This is a genomic window from Pradoshia sp. Z4_20, assembly GCF_058216035.1.
Map to the genome: position 1 here is coordinate 155,432 of NZ_JBZAJD010000003.1, position 12,392 is coordinate 167,823.

Genomic DNA, 12,392 nt, shown 5'->3' on the forward strand with positions numbered 1-12,392 from the left:
CTAGATCATCTCCAATTACAATAAATTGAAAAGACACTCATTTATACGATTGTACCAAATTAATAACGATATTTTCTTCTTGTCACTAAAATGATTATAATTGCTGGCAATGTAAAAATAGCCATTCCGGCAAAAGAGAGTCCTGGAGAAATATCATATAAAAATCCTCCTGCCAGTGTCAATATCGCTGTGCTAAAACTCATAGCAAAAGCCGAGTATACACCTTGTGCATTGGAATTTTGCTCTTTTGGCAGCGAGTTTGTTATATAAAGGATAAATGCATAATGTGCCAAAGCAAAGGATAGTGCATGCAAACTCTGCGATAACATGAAAATCCAAACATTCGGGAATACAGCTACCAATAACCAGCGCAGAGTTGATCCAGCAGCAGCTACCAATAATAAAGAAGATGGCTGCCATTTTCTAAACAGATGATCAGCCTTCGCAAAACAGATGATCTCAAAAATAACAGCAATATTAATGATCATACCGATATAGTATGTGTTTACACCTAAATCCTGTAAATAAATATAGCCATAATTATAATAAGATGCGTGAGCACCCTGAAGTAAAAATACGATTAGCAAAACAATTGAGAAGCTTTTAATCTTCCATAAGCTGCTCATTTTCATTGTATTTTTACTTTCATTTTTGATCGGTTTTTCAGTTAGTATATCCGGGCTAGGTAAAATATACTTGATAAGCATTAAAACAAGCATGAACATCATTGCCCATAAAATCCCACTATCCCCAAAATACCCAGTAACTATACTAATTACTAGCACAGAGACAATGAATCCAAGAGAGCCATATGAGCGAGCTTTTCCATATGCCCCATCCCCCTGTCTCATTAAAATACTAGCAGTACCTTCCACTGCGGGAAGTAAAGTTGGATAAAAGGCACTAAAAATAAGAGTGACAACAAATAGGGAAGTAAATGATGTCGATGGTATATATAGGATTGTCACTGCTAATGAGCAGATAATTAAAAGGAAAGCGACTTTATGAGCACTCCAGTATCTGGAGGCGATTGGATAAACAAAGAGCGCTGATAGCCCTCGTACCACCAATCCAAATCCCATAATTAAGCTTGCTTCTGATACTGTCAATCCTTTTCCTTGTACAAGATAACCTGTCCAATAAGGTAAAAATATACCCCATGTCATAAAAAATAAAAAAAAGTTCTGTGAAAACCAACGCGGATTGTTCATTCTTTCTCCCTCCATACTTATTGCATCATAGCATGTTTCACGCTTACAATAATGTGAGATATCTCATATTTTTTAATAATTTGGAGGAAAAAAGTGCAGATTTTATCTGAACCATTGCGCAGCCAATATATTGATTTAAACAGTATCCAACCCTTTTCCAGTGTCTCGATAAAACCATTTATTCAAGTCCATGAATTTGAGCGTGGTGAATTCATTTACAAAGAAGGTTCTATACCAGAGTATCTATACCTTATTGTTGAAGGGAAAGCGAAACTATATATCACGCTTGAAAACGGAAAAGTATCTCTCCTTAATTTTATTGAAGCACCGTCACTTATTGGCGAACTCGAATTATTGGGAGTAGAGCAATATTCTATAGGGGTCCAAACATCAACAAAAACGGTCTGTTTAGCTATTCCCATGCATATATGTAAAAATCAATTATTAGAAGATCCGGTTTTCCTGAGGCATTTGTCCATATTTTTAAGCAAAAAAACACATTATCTTTCATTTAAATCTGTCCAAACTCAAATTTATCCGCTCGAAAATCGGTTAGCTTCATTTATTTTAATGTCAGCTGAAAATGATTTTTACAAAGAAAAACACACAGAAGTCAGTGAATATTTAGGAGTTTCCTACCGTCACTTATTACATGTTATCTCACAATTCTGTAAGGGAAATCTTATAAAAAAATATGATCGTGGCTATATCATTTTGGATAGGGAGCGGCTTCAGGAATTAGCTAAAATTGATTAATGATACATATGTTGTCCAATTCACTGCCTAAGTAAAAAAAGCTAATCTAAATGATTAGCTTTTTTCATTACATTATCTTTAATAATTAACAGGCTTATTCCCCAGTTTTAGCAAACCAATCAATCCGATCCCTTATCTCATCGCGTACCCTTTGGAAGAATGCCCATTTTTCTTCCTCACTTCCTTCCGCTTTTGCCGGATCATCAAATCCCCAATGAACTCGTTTTACTCTGGGCGGTGTTACTGGGCAATGTTCATCTGCATGCCCACATAAAGTTACGACCAAATCTGCATGATTTAAAATATCCGGATCAATCACATCTGAAGTGTGATTAGTTATGTCTATATTTACTTCCTGCATCGCTTTCACTGCATTCGGATTTAATCCATGGGCTTCAAGTCCAGCACTTTTGACATTCCAGTCAGGCAGGATTTCCTTTGCCCACCCTTCCGCCATCTGACTGCGACACGAATTACCTGTACATAAAAAATAAAGTGTTTTTTTCTTTGGCATTAAATTATTCCCCCTGATTGAACTTTTGTTCAGACGTTTCTACTTTGTTCCTATGGAAGTATTTCTTTTCCCAGCGCAGTGCTACACTTACAAGTGCAATCAAAACAGGAACTTCCACCAATGGACCGATAACAGCTGCAAAAGCAACGCCGCTATTAATCCCAAACATAGCAACCGCAACTGCAATTGCCAATTCAAAGTTATTACTCGCAGCTGTAAAGGATAACGATGCCGTTACAGGATAGGATGCTCCTGCTTTTCTTGAAGCAAAAAATGATACAGCAAACATGATTAAAAAGTAAATGAGCAATGGTATAGCAATTCGAATGGCATCCAATGGGAGTTCAACAATTTTATCTCCTTTTAAGGAGAACATCATCACAATCGTAAATAATAAAGCAATAAGTGTAAGAGGAGAGATTTTAGGTAAAAAAGATTCTTGATACCACTTTTCCCCTTTTAATTTTAATCCAATGAATCGTGTTGCCATTCCTGCTATAAAAGGAATACCTAAATAAATGAGAACGCTTTTTGTAACTTCCCACATCGAAATGACAATAGTAAAATTCTCCAACCCAAATACGCCTGGCAAGATATTTAAGAAAAAGTAGGCAAATGCCGAATAAAATAGAATCTGAAATACAGAGTTAAAAGCGACAAGTCCAGCTACATATTCTCGGTCCCCGCGAGCCAGATCATTCCAAACAATAACCATAGCTATACAACGCGCAAGACCAATCATAATCAGGCCGGCCATATACTCAGGATAATCATGTAAAAAGATAATTGCTAAGAAGAACATTAGAACCGGACCGAGCAACCAGTTTTGGAATAAGGATAGCAATAATACCTTCCAATCCTTAAATACACGCCACATCTCTTCATACTTCACTTTTGCCAATGGCGGATACATCATTACAATCAATCCAATAGCAATTGGAATGGATGTCGTCCCTACGGACATAGTATCTAACATTGTTTTAAAATCAGGTACTAACAGCGCAATTAAAATACCCACTGCCATGGCTGCAAAGATCCATACCGTTAAATATCGATCTAAAAAAGACAGCCTTTTCGTCACACTTTTTTCTGCCATCTGGTTCTCCCCCACTTTTTGTTGATTTAACAATCTGATGAACAGCATTTCACACTAATTGGCTCCAGCTGGTCAATGATTGCCTGAATATACGGCTGTTGAGTTTCATTTAGGCGAAAATGTTTCCATGTGCCTTTTTTTCTTTCCAGAATAATTCCTGCATCTTTCAACTTTTTCACTTGTTGGCTGACTGCAGGCTGGGAAATTTGAAGAACATCCACAAAATCACAAACACATACCTCTCCCTTTTTCAGACAAGCCAATAATTTTAACCGATTCGGGTCACTGACTGCTTTTAATTGCTGAGCCATTTGCTCAATTGTATTCATATATACCTCCTTTATATAACCAAACGCTTATATAAGACATTACTTATATTATATGACTTAATAATTAAAATCAAGAAAATAAAAAACAGTAAGCTAAAGTATCACCAGCTTACTGCTTCAACTTTCCAAAACCATAAGTAAAATCTCTTCTCGACTAGCAGTATTCTTATTAAAAATATCCACCTATACCAATAACCAGGTAAAACACAATGATTCCTGCTATCTTTGCCTTTGACTCTCTACTTTTAATAAGCAAAGCTGCACAAAGAATAGTAAACAGTATATAGGCGATTAATCTTAACTGCCCCGTATAGGGACCCATATTATGTAATAGAAAAACAATGATTGATATAAAGGCAAGTAGCCAATAAAACCATTTTTGTAATAAACTCAAATTACCGTCCCCTTATATGTTATTAGAAATACTCCTCAATCACGATATTATGAGTTCCGTCTTTTTCTTATCTTTACTATATATCTTTTAGTATCATTTAACCCTTTCTTCAAGAGGTAGTTTAATATTTTGATTCTCTGTTTACCCTATTAGACTTTTTTCTCATAACCACTGCCCTAGTTGTCCTTATAATATATAAAACCAGAAACAAAGATTTCCATCTACAATCTTTATAACTACTAACCCATCCGTTTGCTTTTTTGACGAAGACTTCTACCATCAAAACTCATTTATTCGATTTTCCACTTTAATAAATAGCATATAACTAAAATATCTACTAATAAAACAAAAATAGTACGAGTAAAAGAATGATAAAAAAAATATAATTTACACATTGAAACCAAATCATAAAAGAGAATTCCGCAGATCTAACAAAGGAAGTCTCATTTGCTTTACTTAGGATTTTATAGAATTATCTGGTTATCTTAAATATGTAAGCGGTTTAGACTATCAGATAAAAAGTATTAGAAATAATACGTTTATTTTTATAAAAATATTGTGTTAGGAGTGTTCAACATGAATAATCAACATACTACTGATACAGAAAAGAATGGACAGTTTCCATGGATGGACAAGTCATTGTCACCACGTGAGCGTGCTGAAAAGCTTGTAGCTGCAATGACATTGGAGCAGAAGATTGCTCAGCTTCACGGTGCGATGGCGACCATCAACATCTACGATATGCCATCTATGGATGAAATGAATGCCATGACTCCTGAGGAGCAAGACAAGCTTATGGCACAGCTTCAAGTACAGCGCCATGTAAAAGGCATTGATGAGTTAGGAATACCTCGTTTCCGTATTACAAACGGTCCTGTCGGTGTAGGTATGGGTGACGGACACCCAAGCCCGCCTGCTACAGCCTTGCCAATGACCATCGGACTTGCTGCCGGCTTTGATCCGGAGCTAGCGCGTGAGTACGGGGATATCATTGGTTCTGAGACGGCTACACTTGGTCAGCACGTACTAGAAGGACCAGGGGTTTGCCTACACAGAACTCCAATTGCTGGACGTAACTTTGAATATTTCTCTGAAGATCCATACCTTTCTGGCGTAATGGGCGTTGAGGTTACGAAAGCGATTCAAGAGCATGATGTTATCGCTATGGGTAAGCATTATGCTGTTAACGACCAGGAGTACGAGCGCTTCCGCACAAGTGTTGAGTTGGATGAGCACGTATTGCGCGAGCTTTACCTACTTCCTTTTGAAATGTTAGTTAAAGATGGTGACATTGCCGCAATGATGAGCGCCTACAACCGTGTTCGCGGTGTTTACGCAACGGAAAGCCGCTACCTCCTTAACGATATTCTTCGTGACGAGTGGGGCTTCCAAGGCTATGTACAATCTGACTTCTGGTCTTGCCGTTCTGCTGCCGCTTCATTGAACGCCGGTATGGACCATGAGATGCCCGATGCTAAATGGCTGAATGAGACAAACGTCAAGAATGCACTCCAGGATACTAGCCTCGAGATTGAAACTGTTGACCGTGCATTGGTTCGCCGCTATACGCAAATGTTCCGTTTCGGTCAATTCGAGCGTCCTTACAATCCTGGTGAGATTGATGCAAAAGGCCATGGCGCCATTTCTCGTAAAATTGGCTCGCAGGCTGCTGTCCTTCTGAAAAATGAAGGTGAAATGCTTCCACTTGATCCGAAAGCTTATGACTCCATCGTAATCATTGGTCAATCTGAGTACGTGGATGACGCCTGCAACGGTGGTGGCGGTTCATCCAAGGTTACTCCGCTCTACACGGTACCACCGGTAGAAGGCATGCAAAATGTCCTTAAAGGTCTTGGTTCACACACGTCAGTCAGCAAGGTTACTGTCGCTAAAGATCTTTCAAATCTTGACGAAGCCAAAGAAGCTGCTGCTAAAGCTGATATGGTTATTCTAATGGCCGGCTTAGTTGCCTCTGAAGGTTTTGATTTACCTAGTCCAAACATGCTAAATGATCAGAATCGTATGATCGAAGAACTATTGGATATCAACCCGCAAACGGTTGTAGTCATGAAAGACAGCAGCCCTGTCATGATGCCATGGATCCAAAAGGCTAAAGCTGTTCTTGAGGCATGGAACCAAGGTACTGAAGATGGTCACGTCGTTGCCGATTTACTCTTTGGCGTTGTAAATCCATCCGGTAAAGTTCCTACCACATACGCAGCTTCTGAGGATGATCTTTTGTACGCAGGCAGACCTGAGCGCTATCCTGGTACAGATGAAGGCAATGGCTTCCCAGTTATCCGATATTCTGAGGGCCTTAACATGGGTTATCGTTGGTTCCAATCCCAAGGAATTAAGCCATTATTCCCGTTTGGATACGGTCTATCCTACACATCCTTTGAGCTTTCCGAATTCTCAGTAACACCATCACAAACAGATGGCAAATCCCCGATTACGGTAAAGGTGACCGTAACCAACACAGGAAAAGTTGCTGGAGCTGAGGTTGTTCAAGTATATCTAGGTATTCCTGTCCAAGGACAGCCACCTAAGCGTCTTGTTGGTTTCCAAAAAGTTTACCTAGAGCCTAATGAGTCACGTGAAGTTAGCATCACGATTGACCCAACTGCTACGAACCATCCAATGGGTGTATGGGACTACTACGAACACGATTTCGTGGTGAAACCTGGCGAGTACACTGTATATCTTGGTACATCCAGCGAAGATACTCCATACAAAGAAACAGTAGTCGTTGAATAAATAATATTAATTAATAGTTAGAAGGATTGAATCAACAATAAGATTCAATCCTTTTTTCTTGCTCTTAAAATAAGTTTTCCAAATGGAAGTACTCTATTAAAGGCTTTTTTCTTCCCTCGTTATGCCATTTATGATATTCTTTCAAAACTTGTTTGGGGTCATTATTAGCAACCTCTTCAACCAAATACTTTACTGCAAGAAAGCTTCGCCAGTAATCGAACATAATACTGTTAAACTCCCTTGATAACTGTCACTTCCGAACTCCTCTAACGAATGGTTACCATATTTGTGCTTAAACAGACCCATCAATTCTATCTCAATATTTGTAATCTGCTTATTTTCTGTATCAGTTAGTAAGTATTTTCTTGATAAGTACTCACACATTCCTTCCTCAAACCAAATACTGTTCTCTCTCTCATCATCAAATTCATCCAAAAACAAATCGGAGTGATGGGTTAATTCGTGTCCAAGTATAGTTAATATATGGTTTTCAGACATATTAGTATAGAAGTCTTCTATTTTAGAATGTTTCTTTCCCTCTAATTGTGTAAGAAATAACCTCCTCCAGCTTACCAAATCAGGAGAAAGATAAATGAGATCTTTATTTGTAAAGGCTGGGATCGGTATATTGGAAAAAACAGTTGTGGCTAGTTCATCTGTTGTCCATACAACTCCTTTTGGCAATTCTTTGAGCTCACAATGATTTACTAATTCAAGCTGATAGCCTTTTATGTTTTTTGGAAAACCTCTCAATCAAATATTTGTATTCCTGAAAATCCTCTTCTTTCTCAAATGCAAATATATGCTTCAACACCAAAGACTCCCTCTACTATAAAATTCAAGTTAAACCTTGATATTATTTTAAATGAATTTTCTGTAAATAAATAGAAATAAGAAATCCTCTTATTAAATTATTTTGTTGAGGGAAAATCAGGCGCTATGATTATAATGTGTAAGAAGGAGTTGCCTTTTCCGTATTCAGAGCATAATAATTCGGTTGGAAGTCCCTTTATTCACTGGATGAGGAAACATTAGAAGATGTCCACGTGACTAATAAATAGAGCCAAAAGTGGGATAGAAGATTTGATAAAAAACCCCTTGCAAGGAAGCAGGTTTAAATTAGGGATTATTCAATCACTGTGCTATACTTAGCCTACCATTTGCTATACAGTTTCATTCTTTTGTTGTCTAAGCTCTATTCATTTCTTGAATAGGGCTTTTTTATTGCGCAAATTGATTTAAAAACAAAAAAAGACCCTGCATATGCAGGGTCTTTCATTAGCTCTTATTAAGCTTTTTGAACGTTTGTAGCTTGTGGGCCACGTTGTCCTTGTTCTACTTCAAACGTTACACTTTGACCTTCATCTAAAGATTTGAAACCTTCGCTTTGGATAGCTGAGAAATGTACGAATACGTCTTCTCCGCCTTCACGTTCGATAAATCCAAAACCTTTTTCTGCATTAAACCATTTCACTTTACCTTGTTCCATAATTGTTGCCTCCTAGTGTGGATGTCCACACAATGTGTTACTATCCCTGCTCAAATACCTTAGACGAAAATCAAAATCGCTTCTCAATCTGAAACCGAACAAAAATAATTCTTCTTAAGAATAACAGGTAATTCCAATAATAGCAAACTATACGACCTCACCTTTTATAATTGGATATTTATCTATGATGCAATATATACTCTGAAACATTCAAGATGAGCAACCACATGATATAACCCGTTTCGCAAAAAAATATAATTTGCCTGCGACGGAGAGAGGTTATCCTAAAAATAAGTGGTGATACCTCCTCGACCAATGGTGAGGGGGTATTCTCTAATGGTTAAGACACCAATAACGAGGGAAAAAGCCACATTTCCTTCGGCTAAGATAATGGTTTACTCTCATTCTAAGGGAATTTAAACAGATTCATCCCCTAGTCTGACTTAATCTTGAGATTCAAAGTAATCCTGTATAAAATATATTCTCACCAATGATCATTCCCATGTAGAGTATATATAGACATCTTGTTCATTAATAGGAAAGGTAGATATTGAAAGAATTAGAAAATTCCAACCGATTGTTTGTCGTGCCGATTATTGCTATTTTAATATTAGGGATTATTTTTATGACAGCCGTATTGCCAATGGTGAAAATGGAGACTTATTCTTTAGCCATGAAGTCATTAATAGTTTATAGTGTTGTTCTTCTTAGGGTGCTATTCGTGGCACTTATATTAGTTTGGATATCAATAATTTAGTAGAAAAAACAGATACGAAATATTCATCATAATAAATCCAGCCATTTTGCGCTTACGCCAAAATGGTTTCTTCATGAAATAAAAAGGAAGGTAGAAAAATGGGATTTTCATTATTTGGACCATATCATATTGCATGGCTCATTATAATAACGTTGACCGTTATCAAGGTTAGTAAGCATTTCAATAAATTAGATGCCAAAAGTCAGAGTATTGTACAACGAAGAATCGCATGGTTTATTTTATTATTTGAGATAATTAAGAATATCTATTTGATTAACAGAAATGAATTTACAGTTGACTATCTACCGTTTGAATTATGTAGTTTTGCGATTTTTGCGATTTTATATCATGCCTATACAAATAGCTTAATAATTGGTGAAAAGCTCTATAACTTATTCTTACCTGGTGCAATTGCAGCTTTATTATTTTGTAACTGGACACATCGCCCGATTTATGAATTTATGAGTTTATTTAGCTTTATTTTTCATTTTGCACTTGTTATGTATTGTGTCATGGTGTTATACGCTGGGATTGTAAAACCAAATAAAAAAAGAATAGTAGGTTCAGTCCTATTTTTAGCTGTGACAGGATCAATTATCTATCCATTAAATAAAATATGGGATACAAACTTTATGTTTTTAAATGTCCCCTCACCTGGTTCCCCACTTGTTCCGCTTGAAAAGGTACTTGGGAATCCCGGGTACATATTTGGTTTAGCTTGTATGATTGTTATTTTATGGGTTTTGATGTATTTACCATGGAATAAGCTTCAACGATTAAAAGAGACTAATGATTTCTCAACTCATTAAAATCGTTACTTCTTTTACTAGGTAATTTTTTTATTACTCGTTAAATTCATATAAGATTTGGAGAGTTGGAAATATGCCCGTGATTAGGGATTTTTGTTGACCAAATTGAATAAAAAACAAAAAAAGATCCTGCATATGCAGGATCTTTCATTAGCTTTATTAAGCTTTTTGAACGTTTGTAGCTTGTGGGCCACGTTGTCCTTGTTCTACTTCAAACGTTACACTTTGACCTTCGTCTAAAGATTTGAAACCTTCGCTTTGGATAGCTGAGAAATGTACGAATACGTCTTCTCCGCCTTCACGTTCGATAAATCCAAAACCTTTTTCTGCATTAAACCATTTCACTTTACCTTGTTCCATAATTGTTGCCTCCTAGTGTGGATGTCCACACAATGTGTTACTATCCCTGCTCAAATACCTTAGACGAAAATCAAAATCGCTTCTCAATCTGAAACCGAACAAAAATAATTCTTCTTAAGAATAACAGGTATATTTAAAAATAGCAAATAATACGACGCTCAACATTAATAATAAGATGTTTATCCGTGTGCAATATACTGCTTGGAAATGTTCTAAAGCTAAAAAGCCAGTGGTCTCTCGCTCTGACTCCTGATTGGTTAGCTGCTCATCACTAGAGGATAGTTGGACCTATATGGGATGTCGACTAAATATATAAATAGTGGCGATCGGCCATCGGAAGAAGTGATGAAGGAAATTCTATTAAATATGTTTAAAGAAGGATTTTCAGTAGATTAGTGACTGCATCGTAAAAAAATAATACAAACAATCCCTTTACAATTAAGTAGGTTTAAATTAGGGATTATTCAAGCACTGTGCTATACTAGTTTCATTCGTTTGTTGTCTAAGCTCTATTCATTTCTTGAATAGGGCTTTTTTATGGACCAAATTTTTTATAAACAAAAAAAGATCCTGCATATGCAGGATCTTTCATTAGCTCTTATTAAGCTTTTTGAACGTTTGTAGCTTGTGGGCCACGTTGTCCTTGTTCTACTTCAAACGTTACGCTTTGACCTTCGTCTAAAGATTTGAATCCTTCGCTTTGGATAGCTGAGAAATGTACGAATACGTCTTCTCCGCCTTCACGTTCGATAAATCCAAAACCTTTTTCTGCATTAAACCATTTCACTTTACCTTGTTCCATAATTGTTGCCTCCTAGTGTGGATATCCACACAATGTGTTACTATCCTTGCTCAAATACCTTAGACGAAAATCAAAATCGCTTCTCAATCTGAAACCGAACAAAAATAATTCTTCTTAAGAATAACAGGTAATTCCAATAATAGCAAACCATACGATCTCACCTTTCATAATAGGATGGTTATCCTTGTGCAATATACTGCTTCGTAATGTCTAAAGAATTATGGAATCATTTATGGAGTTAGTAATTGAGAAGGATTTCAAGGATATTACTATAAAAGACATTACGCAACGAGCAACTGTTAATCGCGCAACGTTTTATTATCACTTCTTTGATAAATATGACTTATTGGAAACAGTCATCAGTGAAGATGTGTTGCAGGGAATATTAAAAGATGTAACTTCACATGAAGCATTTACACCCAAAATTGAAACTATCATAAAAGAAGAACTCGCAAGGGTATTTAAAGATTTATTAAAAAAAAGTACCCCTCTTCGTCAAATGAAAAAGCAGACTTGCATAGCATTATGATTAGTTGGATCCTATATGGAATGTCAACTAAATATGTAAAAAGTGGAGACCGTCCATCTGAAGAAGTGATGAAGGAAACTTTTGTTACCTTATTAAATGTTTAATGAAGGATTTTTAAGGAAGCTAGCAGTTATTGTATTCATAAAAAAGATTAGAAAAATACTCCCTTTGCAATTAAGCAAGTTTAAATTAGGGATTATTCAAGCACTGTGCTATACTTAGCCTACCATTTGCTATACAGTTTCATTCTTTTGTTGTCTAAGCTCTATTCATTTCTTGAATAGGGCTTTTTTATTGCGCAAATTGATTTAAAAACAAAAAAAGACCCTGCATATGCAGGGTCTTTCATTAGCTCTTATTAAGCTTTTTGAACGTTTGTAGCTTGTGGGCCACGTTGTCCTTGTTCTACTTCAAACGTTACACTTTGACCTTCGTCTAAAGATTTGAATCCTTCGCTTTGGATAGCTGAGAAATGTACGAATACGTCTTCTCCGCCTTCACGTTCGATAAATCCAAAACCTTTTTCTGCATTAAACCATTTCACTTTACCTTGTTCCATAATTGTTGCCTCCTAGTGTGGATATCCACA

Annotated in this window: 14 protein-coding genes; 4 read left to right on the top strand and 10 right to left on the bottom strand. The window is 36.6% G+C overall.

The window, feature by feature from the left end:
- Nucleotides 1-59: 59 nt before the first annotated feature.
- Nucleotides 60-1,211: an MFS transporter gene (locus AC4BHP_RS10880; protein ID WP_490552209.1), complete on the bottom strand. Its 1,152-nt coding sequence runs from the start codon at nt 1,209-1,211 to the stop codon at nt 60-62.
- A 93-nt stretch (nt 1,212-1,304) separates the two neighbouring features.
- On the opposite strand from AC4BHP_RS10880, the gene yeiL reads away from it, so the two are divergent.
- Entirely contained in the window at nt 1,305-1,967 is a 663-nt protein-coding gene (yeiL, locus tag AC4BHP_RS10885) for a transcriptional regulator YeiL (protein ID WP_139891541.1), read from the top strand.
- A 94-nt stretch (nt 1,968-2,061) separates the two neighbouring features.
- On the opposite strand, the gene arsC is transcribed toward yeiL, so the two are convergent.
- The 4 genes from arsC to AC4BHP_RS10905 all read right to left on the bottom strand — a co-directional run bounded on the left by arsC (nt 2,062) and on the right by AC4BHP_RS10905 (nt 4,300).
- On the bottom strand, nt 2,062-2,481 hold the full coding sequence (arsC, locus tag AC4BHP_RS10890; RefSeq protein ID WP_139891542.1) for an arsenate reductase (thioredoxin): 420 nt from the start codon (nt 2,479-2,481) through the stop codon (nt 2,062-2,064).
- 4 nt (nt 2,482-2,485) lie between these two features.
- On the bottom strand, nt 2,486-3,577 hold the full coding sequence (gene arsB, locus AC4BHP_RS10895) for an ACR3 family arsenite efflux transporter (protein ID WP_490552217.1): 1,092 nt from the start codon (nt 3,575-3,577) through the stop codon (nt 2,486-2,488).
- A gap of 26 nt (nt 3,578-3,603) precedes the next feature.
- A complete protein-coding gene (locus AC4BHP_RS10900; protein WP_066102141.1) occupies nt 3,604-3,906 on the bottom strand; it encodes an ArsR/SmtB family transcription factor in 303 nt (100 codons plus the stop codon).
- A gap of 169 nt (nt 3,907-4,075) precedes the next feature.
- Nucleotides 4,076-4,300: a hypothetical protein gene (locus AC4BHP_RS10905; RefSeq protein ID WP_066102144.1), complete on the bottom strand. Its 225-nt coding sequence runs from the start codon at nt 4,298-4,300 to the stop codon at nt 4,076-4,078.
- A 576-nt stretch (nt 4,301-4,876) separates the two neighbouring features.
- Here AC4BHP_RS10905 and AC4BHP_RS10910 point away from each other — a divergent pair.
- A complete protein-coding gene (locus AC4BHP_RS10910; protein ID WP_490552222.1) occupies nt 4,877-7,057 on the top strand; it encodes a beta-glucosidase family protein in 2,181 nt (726 codons plus the stop codon).
- 189 nt (nt 7,058-7,246) lie between these two features.
- On the opposite strand, the gene AC4BHP_RS10915 is transcribed toward AC4BHP_RS10910, so the two are convergent.
- Nucleotides 7,247-7,741 (bottom strand): hypothetical protein, encoded by a 495-nt coding sequence (locus AC4BHP_RS10915; protein ID WP_490552226.1) that lies wholly within the window; start codon nt 7,739-7,741, stop codon nt 7,247-7,249.
- A 604-nt stretch (nt 7,742-8,345) separates the two neighbouring features.
- Nucleotides 8,346-8,546: a cold-shock protein gene (locus AC4BHP_RS10920; RefSeq protein ID WP_066102150.1), complete on the bottom strand. Its 201-nt coding sequence runs from the start codon at nt 8,544-8,546 to the stop codon at nt 8,346-8,348.
- Nucleotides 8,547-9,401: 855 nt separating this feature from the next.
- Between AC4BHP_RS10920 and AC4BHP_RS10925 the strand changes: the two genes are divergently transcribed.
- The gene (locus AC4BHP_RS10925; protein WP_066102161.1) at nt 9,402-10,112 is read left to right on the top strand and encodes a YwaF family protein; all 711 of its coding nucleotides are present in this window, start codon (nt 9,402-9,404) and stop codon (nt 10,110-10,112) included.
- A gap of 159 nt (nt 10,113-10,271) precedes the next feature.
- On the opposite strand, the gene AC4BHP_RS10930 is transcribed toward AC4BHP_RS10925, so the two are convergent.
- The gene (locus tag AC4BHP_RS10930; RefSeq protein WP_066102150.1) at nt 10,272-10,472 is read right to left on the bottom strand and encodes a cold-shock protein; all 201 of its coding nucleotides are present in this window, start codon (nt 10,470-10,472) and stop codon (nt 10,272-10,274) included.
- A gap of 601 nt (nt 10,473-11,073) precedes the next feature.
- Complete coding sequence (locus tag AC4BHP_RS10935; RefSeq protein WP_066102150.1) at nt 11,074-11,274, bottom strand: cold-shock protein; 201 nt, start codon at nt 11,272-11,274, stop codon at nt 11,074-11,076.
- Nucleotides 11,275-11,506: 232 nt separating this feature from the next.
- Between AC4BHP_RS10935 and AC4BHP_RS10940 the strand changes: the two genes are divergently transcribed.
- Entirely contained in the window at nt 11,507-11,803 is a 297-nt protein-coding gene (locus tag AC4BHP_RS10940; RefSeq protein WP_490552230.1) for a TetR/AcrR family transcriptional regulator, read from the top strand.
- 358 nt (nt 11,804-12,161) lie between these two features.
- Here AC4BHP_RS10940 and AC4BHP_RS10945 read toward each other — a convergent pair whose 3' ends face one another.
- Nucleotides 12,162-12,362, bottom strand: a complete 201-nt coding sequence (locus tag AC4BHP_RS10945; protein WP_066102150.1) for a cold-shock protein — start codon at nt 12,360-12,362, stop codon at nt 12,162-12,164.
- Nucleotides 12,363-12,392: the final 30 nt, after the last annotated feature.

Bases quoted from the DNA above. Each gene is read 5' to 3' on its own strand.
- AC4BHP_RS10880 (WP_490552209.1), bottom strand. From the start codon at position 1,211: ATGAACAATCCGCGTTGGTTTTCACAGAACTTTTTTTTATTTTTTATG.
- arsC (WP_139891542.1), bottom strand. From the start codon at position 2,481: ATGCCAAAGAAAAAAACACTTTATTTTTTATGTACAGGTAATTCGTGT.
- arsB (WP_490552217.1), bottom strand. From the start codon at position 3,577: ATGGCAGAAAAAAGTGTGACGAAAAGGCTGTCTTTTTTAGATCGATAT.
- AC4BHP_RS10900 (WP_066102141.1), bottom strand. From the start codon at position 3,906: ATGAATACAATTGAGCAAATGGCTCAGCAATTAAAAGCAGTCAGTGAC.
- AC4BHP_RS10910 (WP_490552222.1), top strand. From the start codon at position 4,877: ATGAATAATCAACATACTACTGATACAGAAAAGAATGGACAGTTTCCA.
- AC4BHP_RS10920 (WP_066102150.1), bottom strand. From the start codon at position 8,546: ATGGAACAAGGTAAAGTGAAATGGTTTAATGCAGAAAAAGGTTTTGGA.
- AC4BHP_RS10925 (WP_066102161.1), top strand. From the start codon at position 9,402: ATGGGATTTTCATTATTTGGACCATATCATATTGCATGGCTCATTATA.
- AC4BHP_RS10930 (WP_066102150.1), bottom strand. From the start codon at position 10,472: ATGGAACAAGGTAAAGTGAAATGGTTTAATGCAGAAAAAGGTTTTGGA.
- AC4BHP_RS10935 (WP_066102150.1), bottom strand. From the start codon at position 11,274: ATGGAACAAGGTAAAGTGAAATGGTTTAATGCAGAAAAAGGTTTTGGA.
- AC4BHP_RS10940 (WP_490552230.1), top strand. From the start codon at position 11,507: ATGGAGTTAGTAATTGAGAAGGATTTCAAGGATATTACTATAAAAGAC.
- AC4BHP_RS10945 (WP_066102150.1), bottom strand. From the start codon at position 12,362: ATGGAACAAGGTAAAGTGAAATGGTTTAATGCAGAAAAAGGTTTTGGA.